The organism is Mycobacterium sp. 852014-52450_SCH5900713 (genome assembly GCF_001667075.1).
GTDB lineage: Bacteria > Actinomycetota > Actinomycetes > Mycobacteriales > Mycobacteriaceae > Mycobacterium.
In genome coordinates this window covers 58,324-82,079 of the sequence record NZ_LZIL01000053.1, presented here as the reverse complement: position 1 = coordinate 82,079, position 23,756 = coordinate 58,324, and the positions used below count along the sequence as shown (strand labels likewise).

The following is a 23,756-nucleotide window of genomic DNA, read 5'->3' as shown; positions in this document are numbered from 1 at the left end:
ATGGGGTCTAACGGCCCTGCCCGGCCGCGCCGCCGCGCAATATCGTCGGAGATTGTGAGTAATCGATCGGTGGACGCCGCGGCTACTGCTCGGTTGCTTGATGGCCGCCTGGTGTCGTTGCGTCCCTTGACCGTCGCCGACGCCGAGGCCGTTTCGGCGCTGCATCAACACCTGTCCGATCACGACCGGTACTTTCGTTTCTTCACGCTGCAGCTGTCGCCGCTGCACGAACTCGTAACCAAGCTCACCGAGCCGGCGGACGGGTTGTACGCCCTCGGTGCCTTCGACGCCGATCGGCTGATCGGCGTGGCCCACTACGTCGTCGTCGACGACCGGAACGCGGCCGAGGTCGCGGTCGTGGTCGCCCACCAAGACCATTCGGTGGGCGTGGGCACGACCCTGCTCAAGCACCTGGCCCCGATCGCCCGCGCCCACGGAATCGGGCGATTCGTCGCGGACGTCCTCGGCGAGAACCACCTCATGCTCACGGTCTTCTTCGATCTCGGCTGGCCTTGCCGGCCAATCGATTACGGATCCATTCGGCACCTCGAGATCGAGCTGCCCCAATTCGACGAAACGCCGGCGTAGAGGAGCGGAAAATGACGGCAGACGCGAAAGAATACGGAGTATTGGTTTGTGTTGACGGGTCGGCCGCATCCGACGCCGCCGTCGCCTGGGGGACACGCGAGGCCATCATGCGTGACCTGCCGATCACGCTGATGTACGTCGTTCCGCCCATCGTGGTCGGCTGGCCGGTGGGGCAACTGTATGCCGAGATGCCCGACTGGCAACAGGACAGCGCTCAGCATGTGATCGACCAGGCCCGCAAAACACTCAGCGCCAGCCTGGGCGCGTCCGAATCGCCCGAAATACACACCGAGACGGTCTATTCCGCCATTGTCCCGGCGCTGATCGAGGCCTCCAAGAAGGCCTGGGTGCTGGTCGCCGGAAACCAGGGACTGGGAGCGGTGGGCCGCTTGCTGCTGGGCTCGGTAACCACGGGGCTCGTGCACTACGCCCATTGCTCGGTCGCGGTAATCCACACCGGCGACAAGGCGGACCCGGACCCCGCCGCGCCCGTGGTGCTGGGCATCGACGGATCCCCTTCCTCCGAAGAGGCGACCGCCCTGGCCTTCGACGAAGCCTCGCGCCGCGGGGTGGGGCTGGTGGCCCTGCACGTGTGGAGCGACGTGGGCGTATTCCCCATCCTCGGCATGGACTGGCATGACCGGGAGCAAGAGGCGCACGAGATCCTCGCCGAACGCCTGGCCGGCTGGCAAGAACGCTATCCCGACGTGCACGTCGAGCGGAAACTGTTCTGCGACAAGCCGTCCGAATGGCTGCTTAAGGAATCCGAACACGCCCAACTGGTGGTGGTCGGCAGCCGCGGCCGGGGTGGGTTTCCCGGCATGCTGCTCGGCTCGGTGAGTTCGGCGGTGGCCCAGTCGGCGCGGGTGCCCGTGCTGGTCGTCCGCTGACAATCAGGATCGATGCCCGCAAAGGAGGCTTCCCATGATCGAGCTGCTCCCGGACATGCCGGAGAAAGTGATCGGCATCCGCGTGTCGGGCCGGCTGCGCGGTGACGAGCTGCGCGACTTCAAGCCCGAAATAGACCAGGTGCTCCAGACGGGCGAGGTCAGGATCGTCGAGGTCATCGCGTCCGACTACGAGGGATTCGGGCCGGGTGGGTTCCTCGAGGATCTCAAGCTGGACTTCGGCACCGTTCTGCCGCACCATTCGGCGTTCAAGCGGATCGCGGTGGTCTCCGACAAGGACTGGGTCGCTCCCGTCCTGCACGCAGTGGCGTGGATGGTTCCCGGCGAGATCGCCGTGTTCTCACTTGACGAGCTGGACCGCGCCAAGGATTGGGCGGCCGGGTAGCCGCCGTCAGTCGCGGACGACGAGCACCGAACATCCGGTGTGACCGCCCGGATGCGGGGTGATCGGCCCGACCATGCGGGCGACCCTGTCGGCATCCTCGCTGCCCACCACCGCGAGCTGAACGGGTTCTTTTGTGCGCGTGAGGAATTCGGCAGCCCCGCGCCTCGCCGCGGCGGGTTGGACGTGCACCTGGCGATGCTGCGATACCCAGGGTCCGAGCCGCTGATCGAGCTGGTGGTAGGGAATCTCGCCGAGGCCCCACCGCCAGACGCCCATCGCCAAGATCGGTGCGTCACGAAGGCGTGCCTCGCGGAACCCGTGCTCGAGCACCGCATCGTTGGCGTCCGACTCCTCGACGGCCACGGCCACGTATCCGCCATCCGGATCGGCGCCGTCGCGGCTGCTCCGGATGACGGCCACCGGGCAGTGCGCCTTCTTCACCAGGGTATGCGCGGTCGAGCCGAGGACCTTGCGGGCCACCCAACCAGTCCCCACCGAACCCACGCACACCATTGCGGCGTCGCGTGATTCGTCGATCAACGCGTCCTCCGAGGAACCGCGGACGACGTCGCATTCGACCTTGACCGGCATGCCCATCTCCTGCAGTGCCGCGTCGGCGGCGCGCAACGACGATTGGGCGTATTCGATGTCCAAGCCGTCGTCACCCGCGCGCCGTCGCGGTATGGCATGGATCAGCCGGAGCGGGATGTTGCGGCTGACGGCCTCGGCGGCTGCCCATTTGGCCGCATTGATCGCGGCGTCCGAGCCGTCGATACCTACCACGATCCGCTGCGACGACTGCGGATTGTTCATCAAGTCCTCCTCTATGACTGACCACCGGGACATCGATGGCCCGTCACTGGCCACGTTATGGGCAGACGGCTTGGTTCAGCAGGGTCGTTCGACCCACGTTCGGAGGAATTGGTCACCCCGGCTTCAGGCGACCTCGACCGTGTGCCCGGGCGCCAGCTGCTGCAATCGGCCACGGCATTCCACCGCGACCGATGCACTGTTGCCCGCCTCGGAGGTCAGCTCGGCTGCTCGCCCGCTGACCCGAAGGTGTAGCCGCTGGCCGCGATATAGGAAGGGAAACTCGATGGAGCCCAACGTATCCGGCCATTGCGGGCTGAGGATCAGCCGGTCGTCGCGGGTTTCGAGTCCGGTGAAACACCGTTGCAGCAGATCGATGCTGCCGGCCATCGCGGCCAGGTGTATCCCTTCCGACGTGGTGCCGCCCTGGATGTCGGCGACGTCGGAAGCCAATACCTGCACGAAGTACTTCATGGCGTGATGCCGGTTGCCACGGGTGAGGACCCACGCATGTACGACGGCGCTCAGGCTGGAACCGTGGGAAGTGCGTTTGAGGTAGTAATCCACGGTTTCCGGGATCTGCTCGGGCGCGAAGCGGTAACCGAGCCGGCCCAACAGAGCCAGCAACTCGTCCGACGACAGCAAGTAGAACAGCATCAGCGCATCGGCCTGCTTGGACGCCTTATAATTGTTGACGCTGTCGTTCTCGGCCTCCAGGATGCGGTCGAGCCGCTGGATGTTCCCGTACCGCCGCCGGTACTCCTCCCAATCCAGTTCCGCCAGTTCGGCATAACCTTCGAACTGGCTGATCACACCGTCATGGAAGGGCACGAACATCCGGCGCGTCACGCGGTCCCACCTATCGAGTTCGTCGGCGGTGAGATCCACCTTCGCCACCAGATCGAGTCGGTCCCGCAGCGGTAACAGATCGAGCGCGTCCATCGCCCGCATGATCACCCAGACGGCCATCACATTGGTGTATGCGTTGTTGTCGATGCCGTCGTATTCCTTGCCGGGGTAACCCGAATGGAATTCATCGGGTCCGATGACGCCACGGATCGTGTAGCGTCCGCGGGTCTCGTCCAGTTTCGCCAGACCGGCCCAGAACCGCGCGATCTCCACCAGCATCTCGGCCCCGTAGTCGACAAGCAACTGGCGGTCACCCGACACCTGATAGTGCTGCCAGAGGTCATAGGCGATGGAGAGACCGACATGATGCGCGCGGCCGCTCGGATCCGGGTTCCACCGCCCGGACTGCGGATTGAGGTGCATCTCCTGGCTGACCTCTCGGCCGTCGCTACCCGACTGCCAGGGATACATCGCGCCGAGGTGACCCGCCACCCGCGCTGCGCGGCGGGCCTCGGGCAGCCGCCGATACCGGTAAAGCACCAGTGACCGGGTGACGTTCGGCATTCGCACGCCGAGAACCGGGGCCACGAATAACGCGTCCCAGAAAACGTGCCCGCGGTACGCCTCGCCGTGTAGGCCCCGCGCGGGGACGCCGGCGTCGAGGTCGGCGGTGTGCGGCGAGATCGTCTGCAGCAGGTGCACCGAGTGCAGCCGCAGGATGCGTAGCGCGTCGGCGCTGTCGGTGCCGTCGGCCAGGCCGATGGCGCATTGTTCCCACAGCAGAGCCCACGCCCGGGCATGCTGACGATGCAGCTCGGCGTATCGGCCGGCGGAGTCGAGGTGCAGCTGGGCGGTGCTCGCCGGTTCCGAGATGGCGCTGTCCCGGCTCGTGAAGATGGTCGCGACCTTTTCCAGCGTGACCGATTGCCCCACCGCGAGCGCGACCTGGATGTCGTGCCCGCCGCGGCCGGCTTCCCGCACGATTTTGTATTGCGCAACGGCCCGAGCGTCGTCGCACCACGCGGTGCTGCGCGCGGCCACCGCGATGCTGATGCGTGATTGCGACGTTTCGGTGCGCAATATCGCCGAGTCGGCCGCGGACTCGTCGACCACGGTTGACGCGAGGTGCGTGCTCGACAACGAACGGTAGCGCTCGACCATGCTATTGCACACGTTGCCGTCCAGCACTGACCGGAATTCGACTGTGCCCGACCAGTTCTCAGCAACTATCGTGGTTTGCATGGCGAGCAAGTGCGGCTGGTCCATGGACGCGAACCGTTCTTGGGTCATGGCTGTGATCTGGCCCGCGCCGTCCCGGAATCGCAGGGTGCGGGTCAACGTCGCATGCCTCAGGTTGAACGTCTGCCGGTAGGACAACAATTCGGTGTCGTCAATGTGAAACCAAGGACCGCCGTTGATCCGGAAGGTCAGCGAGAGCCAGTTGGGGAGGTTGACCAGGCTTTCGTTCTCGATGGTCCGGCCGGCGATGCGATCGACCAGCGTGTTGTAGACGCCGGCCACATACGTCCCCGGGTAATGCGCCTCGGCTGCCGTAGCCTCCGGGGCGCAGCCACGGGTGGCGACGTAGCCGTTACCAACGGTGCACAGTGTTTCGCGCAGTCGCTCGTACGCGGGGTCATATCCCTCGTAGACCAGCTCCCACGGATCGCTTGGCTCGGCCGCCGCGTGGAGATCGTTGGCCAGGCGCCGGATGAAATCACACACTGCGGACGGACTCACCAGGCTGAACAGCGCGGCGCAGGGGCGATCCCCGTCCTCGTTGTGCCGCAACGCAATTCCGATGCCGTCGAATTGGACGGCGTCGAAGGCGTCCTCGTCGGCAAGGTCTTCGCCGACATAGATCGGTAGCACGGTGCCGCTGCCCGTTCCCTCGATGTGTTCGAGGATCCAGTTGAGCGTCCTGCCCTTGTCCCAATCGAGGCTGGGCCGAAGTTCGATGAGTCTGCGCCCCGCTGTGATCCGCAGGCCCTGGGATCGGCCGAGCTTGCGTGTCGCCGCGATCACGTGGTCGACCTGTTCGGGGTCGACGTTTCGGTAGTGAACCGCGACGGCAAAGCGCTTGTGCTCCAAGCGGATTCCGGGGATGTCGCCGAGCAGCTCCGCTAGTCGGTGGGCCGCGCGTGCCAGGGCGGCGGTGGCACCGATGGCCGCGGCGTTCTCGTGGTGGGTGCCGTCCGGTGCCACGAGCTCGAGGCCGTGACTGCCCGCGTACCAGATTCCCTCGACGTTCACGCGTTCGCGAAGATCGCCCAGATCGCGGCCGCTTATCACCGCGACGGGGCACTGGGTAGCCAGCGCGCGCAGCGCTTCGGCGGCGCCCTCGACCAGGGTGGCGGCCTCCGGCTCGGCGACGATCTCGGACAGCGTGCCGTCGAAGTCGAGGAACACCGCCGGGCGCCGGCTGGCCACCAGTTCCTTCAACTGGCTGTAGACAGCCATCGCGTCGGCGATGGTGGACAACGGTTTGCCGCCGGACTGCACCGAGACCTCGGCAAGATCGCCGACGACGATGTCCGCTCCGCGGGACAGCAATTCGCCGACTCCTCCGTTGCGCTCCAGACCGATGACGAGGCCGAAGCCGGCATCCCGGCCGGCCGCGATTCCCGCGTCGCTGCAGTCGATCAGGACGCAACGGCCCGGCCGCACGCCCAGGCGCGCCACGGTCATGGTCAGCGCCGCATCGGCGCGCTCGCCGGCGCCGGCGGCGCAGACGAGTTCGTCGACCCCCGCGGCGCGCAGCACGGCTTCGCAGTCCCGGGTGGACGAATAGGCGGCGGTGGCGACGTCGACGTCGCGCACTCGCTGCAGAAATCCGGCGGTCGAACCGCGGGCTTCAACCACCCCCGGTGCCGGCTCCACGACAACACAGTCGAGCCCGAGAATCACCGCGTCGTGGTAGCGCCTATCGACCGTGACAGGCCATTCGGTCACCTCTGTGACGATGCCACAGCACCGGCGCTGGTCAAGGCCCTTGGGCGCAAGGGGGCCTGATGGCCATGCGGTTGGTGACTAAAGCCTCATGATCGACGGCCGTTCCCGCCATAGCGTTTTGGGCAAGGAGAGGGAGAACACCATGTCCGTACTCGCAAACCACCATGGCATCGTCGTCGGAATCGACGGGTCGCCGGCCTCGAACGCCGCCGTCTGTTGGGCGGCCCGTGACGCCGCGATGCGACACGTCCCGCTGACCGTGGTCCACATGGTGAACGCGTTGGTGCCGATGTATCCGGCCCTGCCACTGTCGACCGGCGTGGCGGTGTGGCAGGAGGAGCAAGGCCGGGAGGTCCTCGAGCAGGCGGTCAAGATCGCCGAAGAGTCCGTCACCACGGACCGCAAGCTCGACGTCCGAAGCGAGCTGAGGTGCGCGCCCCCGGTGCCCACCTTGGTCGAGATGTCCAAAGAGGCCGAGATGATCGTCGTCGGCAGCAACGGACGCGGGGCGATGGGCAGGCTGTTGTTGGGTTCGGTGAGCAGCAGCGTGGTCCGCAGCGCGCGCTGCCCGGTCGCGGTCATCCGCGACGAAGACCCGCTCATGCCACACCCCCAGCAAGCCCCGGTGCTCGTGGGCATCGACGGCTCACCCGCATCGGACGTTGCGGTGGCCGTCGCTTTCGACGAGGCGTCGCGACGTGGTGTCGAGCTGACGGCGCTGCACGCCTGGAGTGACGTCGACGTCTTCGAACTGCCAGGAGTGGATTGGTCGGCCGTGCGGGCGGAAGCCGAGCGGAGCCTGGCCGAACAACTGGCCGGCTGGCAGGAACGCTATCCCGACGTGACCGTGAACCGGGTCGTCGTTTCCGACCGGCCGGCCCGCCAGCTCATCGAACAGTCGGAATCCGCCCAACTCGTCGTCGTGGGCAGCCATGGCCGCGGCGGCCTGTCCGGCATGTTGCTGGGCTCGGTCAGCAACGCCGTGGTCCACTCGGTCCGGATGCCGGTGGTCGTCGCGCGGCCGTCCTAGGGTCGCGCCGCCGCCGTGCCGTATCTCGATGTGCACGAAACCCACACGGGTGTCGTCATTCTCGCCGGTGACCGCGCATACAAAGCCAAGAAGCCGGTGCTGACCGACTTTCTCGACTTCCGCTTACCGCAGCAGCGCGAGCACGCCTGCCGCCGGGAGCTCGAGCTCAACAGCCGGCTCTCGCCCGAGAGCTATCTCGGCGTCGCCCACCTCACCGACCCGCTCGGCGGGCAGGCCGAGCCGGTCGTTGTCATGCGGCGCTACCGCGACGAGGACCGCCTCGCCCACCTGGTGGCCCACGACACTTCAGAGTCCGTGCACCGAGTTTTGGACGCGGTGGCGGCGGTGTTGGCCCGCTTCCACGAACGCGCCGAGCGCGGCGAGCGGATTGACGCCCAGGGCGATGCCGCCGCGATCGAGTGGCGCTGGCGGGAGAACCTGTCCGAATTGGAACGGTATGCGAACAAATCGATTCCGGGCATAGCCGAAAGCGAGGTAGCTCATGTGCAGCGCCTCGCGTCCCAGTTCATTGCCGGGCGCGCGGGGCTGTTCTCGCGGCGCATCCGCGATGGGCGCATCGTCGATGGGCACGGCGACCTGCTCGCCGACGACATCTTCTGGGTCGGCGGCACCCCCGCGCTGCTGGACTGCCTGGAGTTCGACGACCGGCTGCGCCACGTCGACTGCATCGACGACGCCGCCTTCCTCGCGATGGACCTGGAATTCTTGGGCCACAAGGACTTCGGCGACTACTTCCTGCAGCGTTACGCCGAGCATGCGGGTTGGGCGCCGCCGCGGGCGCTGTCCGACTTCTACATCGCCTACCGGGCCGCGGTGCGGGCGAAGGTGGACTGCGTCCGGGTTTCGCAGGGCAGCCCCGGCGCATCCGACGACGCCGCCCGCCACCTGGCCATCGCCACCCGGCACCTGCAGAGCGGCACCGTTCGGCTTGCGCTCGTCGGCGGCAACCCGGGCACCGGAAAGTCCACCGTGGCCCGGGGGCTGGCCGAATCGTATGCGGCGCAGCTTATTTCCACCGACGATGTGCGCTGGGAGCTTCGGGAGTCGGGTGCCATCGCCGGTGAGCCCGGCGTGCTGAACGCCGGGCTCTACAGCCCCGACCAGGTCGCGGTGGTCTACGAGACCACTCTGCGCCGCGCGCGGCAGTTGCTGGGCGAGGGCCACTCGGTGATCCTCGACGGCACCTGGCGCGATCCGCGGACGCGCGAGGAGGCTCACCGGCTGGCCACCGAGACGCACTCGGCGCTCGTCGAATTCGTGTGCTCGGCGACGGCCGACGTGGCGGCCGACCGGATCAAAACCAGGCCCGCGGGCAATTCGGAGGTGACCCCGGAGATCGCCGCCGCCCTGGCCGCCGGGTACGCCGACTGGGACGGCGCGCACCGGATCGATACCTCGCGGCGCGCGGACCTCGTCGCTCGCGAGGTGCACGACCTCTGGGGGCGCGCGACGTAACACCCCAGGAGGTTCCAACGTCCCGGCCGTCGGGGACCAACGGCCCTGCCCGCACCCGCCGCGTGGGGCATACAGTTTGCCTCAGCGAAGTCGACGAAATGGTGGAGATGGACGCGAAAGTGCCGACAGCGAAGGTCATCCGGGACGCGGTGACGCTCGCCTGCCGCGCGCCTTCGCTGCACAACAGCCAGCCCTGGCGGTGGGTGGCGGACGGCACGAGGCTGCACCTGTGGGCCGACCCGCGCCACGCGATGCACGCCACCGACCACACCGGCCGGGAGCTGATCCTCAGCTGCGGCGCCGTCCTCGACCACCTGCGGGTCGCCATGGCCGCCGCGGGCTGGGACAGCGTCACCGAACGTTTTCCCACCGAGGGCAGACCGGATCACCTCGCGAGTGTGGGCTTTTTGCCCGTGCAGAACGTGACGGCGCAGTGCCGGCTGCGGGCCGACGCGATCCTGCGGCGCCGCACCGACCGACTGCCCCTGGGCGCACCGACCGCGTGGCCCACGCTGCATTCGGCCCTGAGCCGCGCGGTGACCCCGTACGACGTGTTGCTGGACGTGGTCGACGACGACGAGCGACCGAGCCTGGCCGAGGCGTCGCGGCTCACCGAGCAGTTGCGCCGAAGCGATACCTCCTACCTGACCGAATTACGTTGGTGGACCTCGCCCTTCGAAGCGAACGGTGACCACGTGCCCGAGAGCGCTCTGCTGTCCAGTTCAGAGGCCGAGCGCGTGGACATCGCCCGCGCGTTCCCGCCGGCGGGCGGGGGCCGCCGCCGCGCCGCGATCGATCAGGACCATTCCAAGATCGTGGTCCTGTCCACCCATGACGACGATGCGCCGGCCGAAGTGCTGCGCTGCGGTGAGGCGCTGTCGGCGGTGCTGCTCGAATGCACTTTGGCCGGCATGGCCACCTGCACGCTGACCCACATGACGGAGATGTCGCTGAGCCGCGCCATCATCAGGCAGGTCACCGGCGGCTCCGGCCAGCCGCAGCTGCTGATCCGGGTCGGCCGGTCACCGGCCACGGACCCACGCGCGAAACGCACCGCCCGGCGTCCGGTGACCGAAGTCCTCGAGATGCGTGGGTGACCGAAATGCGAAGGAGGTGGCATCGATGACTCGGCACTGGCTGGTGATGGAAACAACCGGGGAAACAACCGGGAGGGACGGTGCGGCCCCCTTCGTCGCGCGGGTCGCGGCCGCGGGCCGGCATCTGCCCGGAACCCACCTGACGACCGACGAGCTTATGGCGTCCACCCGCCACCGCACCCACATCGACCTGGAACGGCTGACCGGGATCCGCGAACGCCGGGTGTCGGTGGGCGATGAGGACTCCTACACCCTGGCCAGCTCGGCGGCACTGAACTGCCTGGCCACCGCGCAGCAGGATCCAGCGGCGCTGGACGTGGTGATCAGCTGCAGCATCACCAAGTTCCGCGACGGGCTGACCCAGTGGCTCGAGCCGACCATGAGCAGCGCCGTGGCGCGCGGGATCGGGGCGGTGAACGCGATGACGTTCGACGTGTCCAACGCGTGCGCCGGAATGCTCACGGGCGTAACGATTTTGAATAACTGGATCCGCGAGGGCGTCGTCGAGCGCGGGCTCGTCGTCAGCGGCGAGTACATCTCGCAGCTTTCCAACAACGCCGCCCGGCACATCCGCAACATCATGAGCAAGGAGCTGGCCTGCCTGACGCTGGGCGATGCCGGCGCGGCGCTGCTGCTCGAGCGGGCACCGGCCGGTTCGGCCGGCATCGCCCTGGCGGGCTTCACCACCGTCGCCGACTACAGCCGGCTCTGCCTGGCGTATCCGCAGGGGGACGACCCGGGGGCGCGGATGTTCACCAACTCCCGCGCCATCCAGAAGGCCGCGATCGCCGACACGCCGCTGCTGTTGAGCGAAGTGCTTGACACCGTTGGTCTTTCGATCCACGACATCGACCACGTCATCACCCACCAGACGTCCGCGCGCGCCATCCGCAAGGGCATGGCCCGGATGTCGGAGGTGTTCGGTGACAGCCCGCGCCACGACGCGGTGATCACCGTCGACCGCTACGGAAACACCGCCTCCACCACCCACACGGTGGCGCTCGTCGAGGAACTCGAGGCCGGGCGGATCAGGCCCGGGGAGCGAATCGCGTTGCTGGCGTTGGCCTCCGGACTGGAGATCGGTGTGGTCTTGTTGACCCTGGACGAGGATGTGGTGAGCCGCTATGGGAACGGTGATTGATCGGATCGACGTCTCGCATCCGCGGCTGCGGGGGCGCCACAGCGCCTTGCACCTGGCCGTCGTCGCCGCCAAGGACTGCCTGAAGCGGGCCGGATGCGAGGCGAAAGACCTCGACCTCGTCGTCAACGCCGGCATCTACCGCGACCGCAACCTCGGTGAGCCGGCGCTCGCCGCGCTGATCCAGGACGACATCGGCGCCAACCCGGAGGACCCGCACGCCGGTGCCCACGGCACCTTCTCGTTCGACATCGCCAACGGCACATGCGGGCTGCTGACGGCGCTGCAGATCGTCGACGGGTTCATGCGCAGCCGCGCCATCCGGCGCGCGCTGGTGGTCGCCAGCGACGCCGACCCCGGGCACGGGATGAGTGAGCACTTCGGATTCTCGGCCGCCGGCGCGGCGATGCTGTGCGGCTGGTCCGACGACGACTACGGCCTCAGCCGGGTATCCTGGGTGAACGACCCGAGTGAAGCCGGCGACGAAAACTTCAGCGCCACGGTGGGTTTCGCCGACTCCCGCAACGTCCTGCGCTTCTCCGAGTCGGCGGCGATGGACGAGCGGTTCGCGGCGGCGGCCGGGCGGGCGGTGTCGGCGTGCCTTGCCGAGCAGTCAGTTCGGCTGTCCGAGGTCGACGCGATCGTCGCCGCCCCCGCCCGGCCCGGATACCGCACCGCGCTGGCTGCCCGGCTGGGCTTGCCGGTCGAGGCGATCAGCGTCGCCGACGACGCACGCATGCACACCGCCGCCCTGGCCGCCGCGTTCGGGCAGCGGGCCGAGCGGTTGCCGGCGGGCGCGCGGGTCGTGTTCGTCGCGGCCGGGGCCGACGTCGTCGCCGGCGCCGCCCTGTATCGCCAGCCACCGCGACCCTGAGGATCCCCGCGACCTTCGGCGAGATTGCACTCAGGGTCGTGCATGCGCCCTCAACCACAGCCGTCACGGCAATCTCGGCGCGCGACGGCGCGGCGGCTCACTGCAGCTGCACCGCGCCCTCGAGGTCCAGGATCTGCCGGGTGGTCTTGACCACCACGTCGGGGTTCAGGCTGATCGAGTCGATGCCGCAGCGAACCAGGAACTCGGCCATGTCGGGGTAGTCCGACGGCGCCTGACCGCACAACCCGGAGTGAATCCCGTTGCGGCGGCATCCCTCCACGGCCAGGCGGATCATCTCCTTGACGCCCTCGTCGCGTTCGTCGTAGTCGAAGGCCACGATCTCGCTGTCCCGGTCGACACCGAGGGTGAGCTGGGTGAGGTCGTTGGATCCGATGGAGAAGCCGTCGAAGCGCTTGGCGAACTCGTCGATCAGGATGACGTTGTTGGGGATCTCGCACATCGCGTACACCTTGAGCCCGTTCTCCCCGCGGCGCAGACCGTGTTTGGCCATCTCCGCCAGGACCAGGTCCGCCTCGGCCACCCGGCGCACGAACGGCAACATCAGCACGACGTTGGTCAGCCCCATCTGTTCGCGTACCCGCTTCATCGCCCGGCACTCCAGCGCGAATCCCTCGGCGTAGGCCGGGTGCGCGTAGCGCGAGGCGCCGCGGAAGCCGATCATCGGGTTGCTCTCGGCCGCCTCGAAGCCGCTGCCGCCGACCAGGCTGGCGTACTCGTTGGTCTTGAAGTCCGACATCCGCACGACGACAGGCTTGGGCCAGAAGGCGGCGGCGATGGTGCCGATCCCTTCCGACAGGCGCTCCACGAAGAATTCGGCGCCGTCGGAATAGGCGTACGTCAGCGTCTCGATGGTCCGCCGTGCCTCGGGATCGTCCACCCGGTCGGGGTGGAGCAGGGCCAGCGGGTGCACCCGGATGTACTCGTTGATGATGAACTCCATCCGGGCCAGCCCCACGCCGTCGTTCGGCAAGAACGAAGTCTTGAACGCCAGATCCGGGTTGCCGAGGTTGAGCATGATCTCGGTGTGCGGGCGTTCCTGGTCGGACACCTCGGTGCGATCGACGCGAAAGCCCAACTCGCCGCGGTAAACCCGCCCCGTGTCGCCCTCCACGCACGACACCGTGACGACCTCGCCGTCGGGCACGCTCGTGGTGGCGTCACCCGCGCCGACGACGGCGGGGATGCCGAGCTCGCGGGCGATGATCGCCGCGTGGCAGGTGCGCCCGCCGCGGTTGGTGACGATGGCCGCGGCGATCTTCATGATGGGTTCCCAGTCGGGCGTGGTGACGTCGGCCACCAGCACGTCGCCGGGCTGGAACTCCGACAGCTTCCCGAGGTTGTCCATCCGCCGGGCGATGCCGGTGGCGACCTTCTCGCCGACCGAGCGGCCCTCGGCGAGCACCTCCTTGCCCTCGGTGCCCTTGCTCTCGAGCACGTAGCTTTCGATGACCGTCAGGCTGCGCTGGGAGGCCGCGGTTTCTGGCCGCGCCTGGACGATGTAGAGCCGCCCGTCGAGACCATCCTTGGCCCATTCGATGTCCATCGGCCGCCCGTAGTGGCCCTCGATGGCGCAGGCGTAGCCGGCCAGCTCGAGGACGTCGTCGTCGGTGACGCAGAACCGGGCCCGGTCGGCCTTCGGGGTGGGGATGTTGCGGACGGTGTTCTTCGTCTCCCCCTCGACGTAGATCATCTTGACCGCCTTGTCCCCGATCAGCCGGCGCAGTACCGCGCGGTGGCCGGCCTGATACGTCGGCTTGTGGACGTAGAACTCGTCGGGGTCGACGGCGCCCTGGACCACGTTCTCGCCGAGCCCGTAGGCGCCCGTGATGAATACGACGTCGTGGAAGCCGGATTCGGTGTCCAGGGTGAACATCACCCCGGATGAGGCGAGGTCGGAGCGCACCATCTTCATGACGCCGATCGACAGCGACACCTTGAAGTGGTCGAAGTCCTGGTCGACCCGGTAGTGGATGGCCCGGTCGGTGAACAGGCTGGCGAAACACCGGCGGCAGGCGTCCAGCAGGCTCTCGGTGCCCTTGATGTTGAGGAAGGTCTCCTGCTGGCCGGCGAAGCTGGCGGTCGGCAGGTCTTCGGCGGTCGCCGAGCTGCGCACGGCCAGGCTGACGTCTTCGCCGTATTCCTCTTGAAGCTGCCGGTAGGCGGCCGTGATCTCGGCGGCGAGCTCCGGGGGAAGCCCTGCGCCGTAGACGATTTCGCGGGCCTGCTTGCCCTTACGTGCCAGCGCGGTGACGTCGTCGGGGTCGAGATCGTCGAGCGCGGCGTGCAGCGCGCCCCAGGCGCCGGCGCTGTCCAGCACGTGCCGGTAGGCCTCGGCGGTGATCGCGAAACCGTGCGGGACGCGCACGCCCTGCCCGGTCAGTTTCTGGAACATCTCGCCCAGCGAGGCGTTCTTCCCGCCGACCAGCGGGACGTCCTCGATGCCGATTTCTTCGAAGAAGCGGATGTAGGTGAAATCGCTCATGGTGTTCTTCCTTCGGCGGGTTGCATCAATACGCTTCGTAGTTACCGCTGTTCGCTTTTCGCATGATCCAGGCGTAGTCCGCCCGTTCCCGGGCGATTAACGACGCCGGCTCCTCTCCGCCGGGCGCAGCCGGCAGCCCCCGGTTTCGCCGCAGCGAGGCGGCGTACTCGGGACCGTCGCACAACCACCAGCACCCGCTTGCCCTTCGGCTGCGCGGTGCGATCAGGTCGGTGCGGGGCGCGGCGGCGAAAGCATCTGCCTCGCTGCTCAATTGCTCTCCCGTCACCCCCCTCACGATATGGCCGGGGGCGCGCCGCCACAGCCGCCGTTTGACCTCAGTAGTTGGGGACTTACGGCCCTGCCAGCAGGGCATTGCGGCGCGGAAAGTAGCACCATGGAGCAATTGACCGCGCTCGATGCCGGCTTCCTGGAGGTGGAGGACTCCGACCCGCACGTCAGCCTGGCGGTGGGCGGCGTGTCGATCGTGGAGGGACCGATCCCGACCTACGACGAGTTCGTCGCCGAATTCGCCGAGCGGGTGGCGGCGGTACCGCGCTGCAGGCAGATCCTGCACACCCATCCACTCGACCTGCGGCCGCCCGAATGGACGGAAGACCCCCACTTCGACCTCGCGCGTCACCTGCACCGCGTCGCGCTGGCGCAACCGGGCCGCGACCCGGAGCTGTTCGAGATGATCGCGTCCTTGATGGAACGCCGGCTCGATCGTGAGCGCCCCCTATGGGAGACCTGGATCATCGAGGGGCTCAGCGGAAACCGGTGGGCGGTGCTCACCAAGATTCACCACTGCATCGCCGACGGCATCGCGATGACGCAGCTGTTCGCCAAGTTCGGCGACGACGGCGACGGCGGCACCTTTGCGGTCGACGTCGGCGCCGCCCGGAAGGCGGTTCGGCGCGGGCCGGAGCTGTCCAAGATCAGCCTCAATCCCTTGAACTGGGCGAGTGGAATCGGGCGGAGCGCGTTCGGCGCCCTGACCGCGGCCGAACACGCGGCGATCGGTGCGGCCGAGCTGACCACAGCACTGATGCGCCCCGCCCCCCAATCTTCGCTGAACGGGCCGGTTACCGCGATGCGGAGGTACAGTGTGGCCCGCGCCCGGCTGAGGGACATGAACAAGGTCGCCCGGGCATTCGAAGTCACGCTCAACGACGTTGCGCTGGCAGCGATTACCAACAGTTATCGCGCCGTCTTGCTGGCGCGGGGGGAACAACCGGGCCGAGACTCGCTGCGCACGCTCGTCCCCGTCTCCGTCCGCGCGGTGGATCACTTCAATGTCGCCGGCAACCGGGTCTCGGCGATGCTGCCGCTGCTGCCCGTCGACGAGGCGGACCCGGTGCGGCAGCTGCAACTGGTGCACGACCGGCTCACCCACGCCAAGGCGAGCGGTCAGAGCGAGGGCGGCAGCGCGGTGGTGGTGGCCGCCAAGCGCACCCCGTTTGCGCTGTCGGCGTGGGCGATTCGATTGCTCTCGCGTTTCCCTCAACGCGCGGTAGTCGCCTTGGCGAGCAACGTTCCCGGCCCACGAAGCCGCCAGCGGCTGATGGGCCGCCGGGTGCTGGAACTCCTGCCGGTTGCCCCGATCGCCCTGCAGGTGCGCACCGGCATCGGAATGCTCAGCTACGCCGATAGTTTCGTCTTCGGCATCACCGCCGACTACGACACGGCGCCCGACATCGACGCGCTCGCCGCCGGCATCGAGAAGGGGATGGCGCAATTGGTTGCGGCCGCCCGTACCCGGCGCCGCAAGGCGTCATGACGCGGCGGGCTCGGTGACGCGTTCGTGCGCGGTCAGCAGCAGATGGTCGATCTCCGATTGGGCATCGAAGCGCAACCGGGCGCCGCGGAGGTCTTCGGCGATCTGCTCGGCGAGCGGCCGCAACTTGACGTTCGCTTCCTGTGAAAGCCATTTGAGCAACTCGAAGGCCGCGCTCTCACTGATGCCATAGATCAGCATCAGCATGCCCTTGGCCTGTTCGATCCCGGCCCGGTTCCCGTTGATCTCGGCCAGTCTGGCGCTGACGATCTCCTCCGCCACCTGTCCCGTGACCGGGGAGACGTCGATGTAAAACCCTTGCGTTCCAACGACGTCGCCGTCGTCGTCGAAGAACCGGTCACCCACCACGACGACGTGTCGCACATTCCCGCCGGTGTCGACGATTCGATGGCGAGTGCTGAACGCCTGCCGGGTGTTGACGATCTGTTCGATGGTGGCCGCGACCTGCCCGCGGTCGTCCGGATGCTTGTGCGAGAGCACCAGATCGGTGGTGGGCGTCACGCTGCCGGGCTCATACCCGTGCATCCGCTGCACTTGTTCCGACCACTCCCAGCGCTGGTCGGTGAAGTAGAAGCGAAACCAGCCGGCCGGCTGCGCGGCGCCGCCGGCCAACGCCTGTTCGACGTTAGCCCGTTGGCCGTCCAGTTCCCACTTCATCTCGCACCTGCTCTCCCTGGGTTTTTGAACCGGAGGAAGGCGGCGGCCCGTGTGTTTCTGCAGGGACCCGCGCCGCCGCCCGTCCGCCGGACATCAGGCGTTGATGACCTCGCGTTGCGAGGCGTTCTCATTGATGGCCGTTTGCCCGTCGCCGCGCCCGACGGTGATCTTGCGCGGCTTGGCCCGTTCGGCCACCGGAATGCGCAGCCGCAGAACACCTTCGCGGTAGGACGCCTCGATCTTGTCGGTGTCGAGGTTGTCGCCGAGCACCAGCTGCCGGCTGAACACCCCGCGTGGGCGCTCGGTGGCCAGCATCTCGCGGTTCGGGTCGACGGCGGGCCGCTCGGCGCGCACGGTCACGACGTTGCGCTCGATGTCGATGTCGAGCGACTCGGCGTCGATGCCGGGCAGGTCGAACTCGACGACGAACTCCTCGCCCTGGCGCCATGCGTCCATCGGCATCACTGCCGGCCGGGCGGCCGTACCGAACACCTGGTGGGCAAAGCGATCGAGGTCACGGAAGGGGTCGGAACGCATCAGCATGGTGGTCACCTCTCACTCCAATCTAGGCTGTGGTCTGGCTATTACCTATGTCCAATGACATAGATTTGATATATCACTGTCGACATAGTTATGCAAGTGTGATAAATAGATTTTCTAGGCCAGACAGCTTCGAGGAGAGACGGGTGATGACCGACCAACGCGGCGATTCCGGCGTCCCGGCGCCCGATCACGGCGTGTATGGCATCTCGGTGGCCGCCGAGCTCTCCGGCGTCCCGGTGCAATCGCTGCGCCTGTACGAGCGGTATGGGTTGCTCGCGCCGGCGCGAAGCAACGGCGGAACCCGCCGCTACAGCGCCGACGACCTGGCCCGGCTCAAACGCATCAGCGAGCTGGTCGGCGCAGGCATAAACCTGGCCGGCGTCGCCCGGATCCTGGACCTCGAGGACCACAACGCGACGCTCTCGGCGGCCAACACCGACCTGCGGTCCACGAACCAGACCCTGCGGAAGGCCGCCAAAACCGCGAAGGTCACGCAGGAGGCCGGCGAACCCGGCGACGGGGCCGGCTGAGGGCACCGCGACCCTCCGATTGCGCTCACCGAGTTCGGGTACACAGCCTGCTGTGCCCTTGAGCTGAAGGAGATGCAATGGGAGAGGTGGCGGAAGCCAAGACCCACGTGGTCGACGGCGCACGGCGCGAAGCGGACGAATACCGCGGCGACGAGCCTCGTCCGTTGGGCGGATACTTGGCGGTGCTGCTCGTCTACACCGCCGTGGTGGCCGTCGCGACCACGGCCGCGCTGCTCACCGGGCGGACGTTGCCCACCCGGTGGCGGATCCAGGACCTGATCACGGTCACCCTGGGCACCCACAAGCTCTCGCGGACGCTGACCAAAGACGCGGTGACCAGCCCGTTGCGCGCGCCCTTCACCCGCTTCGCGGGCAGCGGCGGCCCGGCCGAGGTCATGGAGGAGGTCCGGGACGAAAGCCCATTGCGGCACAGCGTGGGAGAACTGCTGACGTGCCCGTTCTGCCTGGATATGTGGGTGGCGACCGGCTTCGCCATCGGCTTGGTCTTTGCCCCGCGCTTCACCCGCCTGATCGCCGGCGTCTTCACCGTGTTGACCGGCGCCGACTTCCTGCAGCTGGCCTACTCGATGGCGCAGCAGTCGGCCGGGGGCTGAGCAGCGCTCAGCCGGTCTTCGGCATCGGGATGCCCTCGCTGGCCGCAAACTGTGCGTCCTCCTCGGAGGACAGCCCGATGGACACCACCGACCGGGCGAACAGCGCGTCGGTCAGGTAGGCCAGCGACACCGCCCACCGGTTGACGCCCCGCGGAATCGCGTACAGGTGATACGACCGGGTGACGACCTTCGCCGGCAGGCCCGAGAGGTGGATGTTCAGCGGGTTGGCCACCGCCTGCCACGGTCCCAGGTCGACCACCAGGCCCAGGTTGCGGTGCTTGTATTGCTTGGGCGTGCTATAATCGAGGCTGGCCGCCACGTTGCGGGCCAGCACCTTGCCCTGGCGGGTGGCGTGCTGGGCGGTGGGCGGCGTGATCTTTCCCGGCTGGGTCAGGTCGGGGACCGCGGCCGCGTCGCCGGCCGCGAAGACGTCGGGGTGATCCGGCACTTGCAGATCCGGCTGGACTTTGAGTCGGCCCCGCTCGGTCGGCAACCCCAGATCCTGGATCAGCGGCGCTCCGGTGACACCGGTCACCCAGGCGACCGTGCGCGTGTCGATGCGCGAATCATCGCTGAGCACAACGTGATCGCCGTGTGCTTCCTTGAGCGTGAGGCCGAGCCGGACGTCGATCCCGCGCCGGCGGAGGACCTTCTGCGCGGCATCGCCCAGCTTCTTGCCGACCTCGGGCATCACCTGCTCGGCCAGATCGAGGAGCACGAACCGGACGGCGGCGGGGTCGAAGCGCATCTGCTTGGCGGCCGCGTCGGCCAGCGCCCGAAGCTGTGCCACCAGTTCGGTGCCCGAATAGGAGGCCCCGACCACGACGACGGAGCGCCGGGCCTGTGCCACCTGCGGGTCGTCCTCGATGTTGGCCAGCTCGAGCTGCTCCACGAAATGGTCTCGTAGGTATAGGGCCTCGGCGGTGGTCTTCAACCCGCGCGCGCACGTCGCGAGGCCCGGAACATCGAGAAGCCTTGTCACCGAACCCGGCGTGAGCACCAACCGATCCCAGGCCATGGTGTGGCTGCGCTCTTCGGGATCACACCATCTCAGCGTGTGCCGGGCGAAGTCCACACCATCCACGCGGCCGCGCACCGCGTGCACGCCTTTGAGGCTGTTGGCCAGGGGGATCGCCACGAACCGGGCATCGATCACCCCGCCGGCGACGTCGGGCAACAACGGCGTGTACAGCATGTAATCCACCGGGGAGACGATCGTGATGTCGGCCTGCACGCGCCGTCTCCGCAGGATTCGGGCCAGACGGCCCGCGCAGGTGAATCCGGTGAAGCCGCTGCCAACGATCACTATCGAGGTCACCAATCCGAGTCTACGACGGGTGCCCCGAGCGGATCGGGGCACCCGTCGTGGTTTCACTGGAACAACCACAGCGAGGGCCCCCAAAAATGTTTAATAGCAACGCAATACGTGCATGCGGGGCCGGTGCGCAGCAAGCCTTCCTCACCAACATCGCGAACTCGTTGATCGACAGCGAGCATCCGCTCAAACGCCGGTGCCGCTAAAGCGGCGTTTCGGGGGCCGCGAGACGGGTATGCGCTTCCCACATGAAGGCTGTCACGTGGCACGGCAAGCGCGACGTGCGGGTGGAGTCGGTGCCCGACCCGAAGATCGAGCAACCCACCGACGCCATCATCGAAGTCACGTCGACCAATATCTGCGGGTCCGACCTGCACCTCTATGAGATCCTCGGGGCCTTCATGAAGCCCGGGGACATCCTTGGACACGAACCCATGGGAATCGTGCGCGAGGTCGGGGGTGAAACGGGTGACCTGCGGGTCGGGGACCGGGTCGTCATCCCCTTCCAAATCTCCTGCGGCACTTGCTACATGTGCAACAAGCGGCTCTACACCCAATGCGAAACCACGCAGGTGCGTGACCAGGGCATGGGGGCCGCGCTGTTCGGCTACTCGGAGCTCTACGGCGCGGTCCCGGGCGGCCAGGCCGAACTGCTGCGGGTCCCACAGGCGCAGTTCACCCACATCAAAGTCCCTGTGGGGCCGCCGGATTCGCGGTTCGTCTACCTGTCCGACGTGCTGCCGACGGCCTGGCAGGCGGTGGCCTACGCCGACATCCCGGACGGCGGCACGCTCACCGTGCTCGGCTTGGGCCCGATCGGCGACATGGCCGCGCGCATCGCCGATCACCTCGGTTATCGGGTGATCGCCGTGGACCTGGTGGCCGAACGCCTCGGACGTGCCGCGCAGCGCGGCATCCACACCATCGACTTGGGCCGGCTCGACTCGCCACTCGGGGAGGCGATCCGGGACCTGACCGGCGGGCGAGGCTCCGACTCGGTCATCGATGCGGTGGGCATGGAAGCGCACGGTTCACCGGCGGCCAAACTGGCCCAGCAAGCCGCCGGCATGTTGCCGGACTTCATTGGCAAGCGGCTGATGCAGACCGCCGGTGTGGACCGGCTCAGTGCCCTGTACTCCGCCATCGACATCGTGCGCCGCGGCGGCACGATATCGCTGATCGGCGTGTACGGCGGGATGGCCGACCCGTTGCCGATGCTCACTTTGTTCGACAAGCAGGTGACCCTGCGGATGGGCCAGGCGAACGTGAAGCGGTGGGTGGACGACATCATGCCGCTGCTCACCGACGACGACCCGCTCGGCGTCGACACCTTCGCGTCGCACGTGCTGCCCCTCGACCAGGCCCCGCACGCCTACGACATTTTCCAGAAGAAGCAGGACGGGGCGGTGAAGGTCATGTTACGACCTTGAAAACCGTTTAGCCGCAAGGCCTTCCGGGCCCCCGTTTGGGGGAGTCCCCGGTAGGGTATTGATTGCGCCATGACATCCGCAGAAGCTTCCGCCCCCACGCCCACCGGAGAGGTGTGGCCGGGCCGCGCCTACCCCCTGGGCGCCACCTACGACGGGGCGGGCACCAATTTCGCCGTCTTCAGCGAAGTGGCCGAGCGGGTGGAGCTGTGCCTGTTCGACGCCGACGGCACCGAGAGCCGGGTCCCGCTTCCCGAGGTCGACGGCTACATCTGGCACGCCTACATCCCCAACATCGAACCCGGCCAACGCTACGGCTACCGCGTGCACGGTCAGTACGACCCGCAGAACGGCCTGCGGTGCAACGCGAACAAGCTGCTGGTGGACCCGTATTCGAAGGCCATCGACGGGTCGTTCGAGTGGAACCAGGCCCTGTTCAGCTACAACTTCGGCGACCCCGACAGCCGCAACGACGACGACTCGGCCGCGTTCATGCCCAAGTCGGTGGTGATCAGCCCCTACTTCGACTGGGGCAACGACCGGCCGCCGGACCACCAATACGCCGACACAGTCATCTACGAGGCGCACGTCAAGGGCCTGACGCAGACCCACCCCGACATCCCCGAGCAGCTGCGCGGCACCTACGCGGGCGTCGCGCACCCGGTGATCATCGACCACCTCAAGGACCTCGGCGTCACGGCCATCGAGCTGATGCCGGTGCACCACTTCGCCAACGACTCCACTTTGGTGGACAAGGGCCTGTCGAACTACTGGGGCTACAACACGATCGGGTTCTTCGCGCCCGATTTCAAGTACTCCAGTTCGACGTCGCCGGGCGGTCAGGTGCAGGAGTTCAAGGCGATGGTCCGCGCCCTGCACGAGGCCGGCATCGAGGTCATCCTCGACGTCGTCTACAACCACACGGCCGAGGGCAACCACATGGGCCCGACGCTGTCCATGCGCGGCATCGACAACGCCGCGTATTACCGGCTGGTCGACGACGACAAGCGCTACTACATGGACTACACCGGGACGGGCAACAGCCTCAACGTCGGGCACCCGCACGCCCTGCAGCTGATCATGGACTCGTTGCGCTACTGGGTGACCGAGATGCACGTCGACGGCTTCCGCTTCGACCTCGCCTCGACGCTGGCCCGCGAGTTCTACGACGTGGACCGGCTGGCCACGTTCTTCGAACTGGTGCAACAGGATCCGACGGTCAGCCAGGTCAAGTTGATCGCCGAGCCGTGGGACGTTGGCCCGGGCGGTTACCAGGTCGGCAATTTCCCGCCGCAGTGGACCGAATGGAACGGCAAATACCGCGACGCGGTCCGGGACTTCTGGCGCGGCGAGCCGTCGACCCTCGACGAGTTCGCCTACCGGCTGTCCGGGTCGGCCGACCTGTACGAGCACACGGCGCGCCGGCCGGTGGCCTCGATCAACTTCGTCATCGCCCACGACGGGTTCACGCTGCGAGACCTGGTGTCCTACAACGAGAAACACAACGAGGCAAACGGCGAGGACAACAACGACGGCGAAAGTCACAACCGGTCCTGGAACTGCGGCGCGGAGGGGCCCACCGACGACCCGGGCGTCAACGCGCTGCGCGCCCGCCAACAGCGCAACTTCCTCACCACGCTGCTGCTGTCGCAGGGGGTGCCGATGATCTGTCACGGCGACGAGCTGGGCCGCACGCAGAACGGCAACAACAACGGCTACTGCCAGGACAACGAGCTCACCTGGATCGACTGGTCCAAGGCCGATAACGGCCTGCTGGAATTCACCCGCGTGGTGTCGGCCCTACGCGCCAACCATCCGGTCTTCCGGCGGCGCCGGTTCTTCTCCGGCAAGCCGCTGGGCCGCCGCGGCCAGGACGGGTTGCCCGACATCGCCTGGTTCACCCCCGAGGGCGCCGAGATGACCGAGGAGGACTGGGGCGCCGGATTCGCGAAGTCCGTCGCGGTGTTCCTCAACGGGCACGGCATCCCGGACCGCGACGCGCGGGGGCAGCGGGTGTTCGACGACTCGTTCCTGCTCTGCTTCAACGCCCATTACGAGCCGATCGAGTTCACCCTGCCGCCAAAGGAATTCGGCGCCGCCTGGCAACTCGTGGTGTTCACCGGCCCGGAGGAGGAGACGCCCGCGGAGGAGGTGCCCGGGGGAGGGACGCTCACCGTGGACGCGCATACCGCCGTGGTGTTGCAAGCCCCCGACGGAGGCTGACGCGCATCGGTGACCTTCGCCGCGAGAGTGGTGACCTTTTGC

The 23,756-nt window shown here is 67.6% G+C and carries 20 protein-coding genes; 13 read left to right on the top strand and 7 right to left on the bottom strand.

All coding sequences use genetic code 11. The features are described 5' to 3' along the window. The first annotated feature begins 54 nt into the window (after window positions 1–54). The 3 genes from A5773_RS16805 to A5773_RS16795 are packed head-to-tail and all read left to right on the top strand — an operon-like array spanning window position 55 to window position 1,881. A complete protein-coding gene (locus A5773_RS16805; RefSeq protein WP_197507886.1) occupies window positions 55–588 on the top strand; it encodes a GNAT family N-acetyltransferase in 534 nt (177 codons plus the stop codon). 11 nt (window positions 589–599) lie between these two features. Further along, the gene (locus A5773_RS16800; protein WP_067791668.1) at window positions 600–1,478 is read left to right on the top strand and encodes a universal stress protein; all 879 of its coding nucleotides are present in this window, start codon (window positions 600–602) and stop codon (window positions 1,476–1,478) included. A 34-nt stretch (window positions 1,479–1,512) separates the two neighbouring features. Further along, window positions 1,513–1,881 (top strand): STAS/SEC14 domain-containing protein, encoded by a 369-nt coding sequence (locus tag A5773_RS16795; protein ID WP_067791666.1) that lies wholly within the window; start codon window positions 1,513–1,515, stop codon window positions 1,879–1,881. 6 nt (window positions 1,882–1,887) lie between these two features. Here the strand turns inward: A5773_RS16795 and A5773_RS16790 are convergent, their stop codons facing one another. Together A5773_RS16790 and otsB are read right to left on the bottom strand one after the other, a co-directional pair. After that, the gene (locus tag A5773_RS16790) at window positions 1,888–2,694 is read right to left on the bottom strand and encodes a universal stress protein (RefSeq protein ID WP_067791664.1); all 807 of its coding nucleotides are present in this window, start codon (window positions 2,692–2,694) and stop codon (window positions 1,888–1,890) included. A gap of 123 nt (window positions 2,695–2,817) precedes the next feature. Continuing rightward, window positions 2,818–6,492 (bottom strand): trehalose-phosphatase, encoded by a 3,675-nt coding sequence (otsB, locus tag A5773_RS16785; RefSeq protein ID WP_232001870.1) that lies wholly within the window; start codon window positions 6,490–6,492, stop codon window positions 2,818–2,820. A gap of 142 nt (window positions 6,493–6,634) precedes the next feature. On the opposite strand from otsB, the gene A5773_RS16780 reads away from it, so the two are divergent. The 5 genes from A5773_RS16780 to A5773_RS16760 all read left to right on the top strand — a co-directional run bounded on the left by A5773_RS16780 (window position 6,635) and on the right by A5773_RS16760 (window position 12,107). Beyond that, window positions 6,635–7,522 carry a universal stress protein gene (locus tag A5773_RS16780; protein WP_067791802.1) on the top strand — a complete coding sequence of 296 codons (888 nt, stop codon included), beginning with the start codon at window positions 6,635–6,637 and terminating at the stop codon, window positions 7,520–7,522. A 15-nt stretch (window positions 7,523–7,537) separates the two neighbouring features. Beyond that, window positions 7,538–8,998, top strand: a complete 1,461-nt coding sequence (locus tag A5773_RS16775; protein WP_156744863.1) for a bifunctional aminoglycoside phosphotransferase/ATP-binding protein — start codon at window positions 7,538–7,540, stop codon at window positions 8,996–8,998. 98 nt (window positions 8,999–9,096) lie between these two features. Further along, complete coding sequence (locus A5773_RS16770; protein ID WP_082948272.1) at window positions 9,097–10,095, top strand: NAD(P)H nitroreductase; 999 nt, start codon at window positions 9,097–9,099, stop codon at window positions 10,093–10,095. A gap of 25 nt (window positions 10,096–10,120) precedes the next feature. Further along, window positions 10,121–11,236, top strand: a complete 1,116-nt coding sequence (locus A5773_RS16765; RefSeq protein ID WP_066947916.1) for a 3-oxoacyl-ACP synthase III family protein — start codon at window positions 10,121–10,123, stop codon at window positions 11,234–11,236. Then, on the top strand, window positions 11,220–12,107 hold the full coding sequence (locus A5773_RS16760) for a 3-oxoacyl-ACP synthase (protein ID WP_066947861.1): 888 nt from the start codon (window positions 11,220–11,222) through the stop codon (window positions 12,105–12,107). The genes A5773_RS16765 and A5773_RS16760 overlap by 17 nt, the downstream gene beginning before the upstream one ends. Window positions 12,108–12,204: 97 nt before the next feature. Here A5773_RS16760 and ppsA read toward each other — a convergent pair whose 3' ends face one another. Then, a complete protein-coding gene (gene ppsA, locus A5773_RS16755) occupies window positions 12,205–14,610 on the bottom strand; it encodes a phosphoenolpyruvate synthase (protein WP_066947866.1) in 2,406 nt (801 codons plus the stop codon). 25 nt (window positions 14,611–14,635) lie between these two features. Beyond that, window positions 14,636–14,896, bottom strand: a complete 261-nt coding sequence (locus A5773_RS16750; RefSeq protein WP_156744861.1) for a hypothetical protein — start codon at window positions 14,894–14,896, stop codon at window positions 14,636–14,638. A 108-nt stretch (window positions 14,897–15,004) separates the two neighbouring features. On the opposite strand from A5773_RS16750, the gene A5773_RS16745 reads away from it, so the two are divergent. Continuing rightward, window positions 15,005–16,387, top strand: a complete 1,383-nt coding sequence (locus A5773_RS16745) for a wax ester/triacylglycerol synthase family O-acyltransferase (protein ID WP_067791657.1) — start codon at window positions 15,005–15,007, stop codon at window positions 16,385–16,387. Here A5773_RS16745 and A5773_RS16740 read toward each other — a convergent pair. Together A5773_RS16740 and A5773_RS16735 are read right to left on the bottom strand one after the other, a co-directional pair. Next, window positions 16,382–17,062 (bottom strand): PAS and ANTAR domain-containing protein, encoded by a 681-nt coding sequence (locus tag A5773_RS16740; protein ID WP_066947878.1) that lies wholly within the window; start codon window positions 17,060–17,062, stop codon window positions 16,382–16,384. The genes A5773_RS16745 and A5773_RS16740 overlap by 6 nt on opposite strands. 93 nt (window positions 17,063–17,155) lie before the next feature. After that, window positions 17,156–17,605, bottom strand: coding sequence for an Hsp20/alpha crystallin family protein (locus tag A5773_RS16735; RefSeq protein ID WP_066947923.1), 450 nt, complete (start codon window positions 17,603–17,605; stop codon window positions 17,156–17,158). 146 nt (window positions 17,606–17,751) lie between these two features. On the opposite strand from A5773_RS16735, the gene A5773_RS16730 reads away from it, so the two are divergent. Further along, window positions 17,752–18,135 (top strand): helix-turn-helix transcriptional regulator, encoded by a 384-nt coding sequence (locus A5773_RS16730; protein ID WP_067791655.1) that lies wholly within the window; start codon window positions 17,752–17,754, stop codon window positions 18,133–18,135. A 77-nt stretch (window positions 18,136–18,212) separates the two neighbouring features. Then, the gene (locus A5773_RS16725) at window positions 18,213–18,749 is read left to right on the top strand and encodes a DUF1360 domain-containing protein (RefSeq protein WP_067791653.1); all 537 of its coding nucleotides are present in this window, start codon (window positions 18,213–18,215) and stop codon (window positions 18,747–18,749) included. 7 nt (window positions 18,750–18,756) lie between these two features. Here the strand turns inward: A5773_RS16725 and A5773_RS16720 are convergent, their stop codons facing one another. Beyond that, window positions 18,757–20,067 carry an NAD(P)/FAD-dependent oxidoreductase gene (locus A5773_RS16720; protein ID WP_067791651.1) on the bottom strand — a complete coding sequence of 437 codons (1,311 nt, stop codon included), beginning with the start codon at window positions 20,065–20,067 and terminating at the stop codon, window positions 18,757–18,759. Window positions 20,068–20,312: 245 nt separating this feature from the next. On the opposite strand from A5773_RS16720, the gene A5773_RS16715 reads away from it, so the two are divergent. Next, window positions 20,313–21,494: a zinc-dependent alcohol dehydrogenase gene (locus tag A5773_RS16715; RefSeq protein WP_067791649.1), complete on the top strand. Its 1,182-nt coding sequence runs from the start codon at window positions 20,313–20,315 to the stop codon at window positions 21,492–21,494. A 69-nt stretch (window positions 21,495–21,563) separates the two neighbouring features. Next, the gene (gene glgX / locus A5773_RS16710; RefSeq protein WP_067791647.1) at window positions 21,564–23,714 is read left to right on the top strand and encodes a glycogen debranching protein GlgX; all 2,151 of its coding nucleotides are present in this window, start codon (window positions 21,564–21,566) and stop codon (window positions 23,712–23,714) included. The last annotated feature ends 42 nt before the right edge of the window (window positions 23,715–23,756 follow it).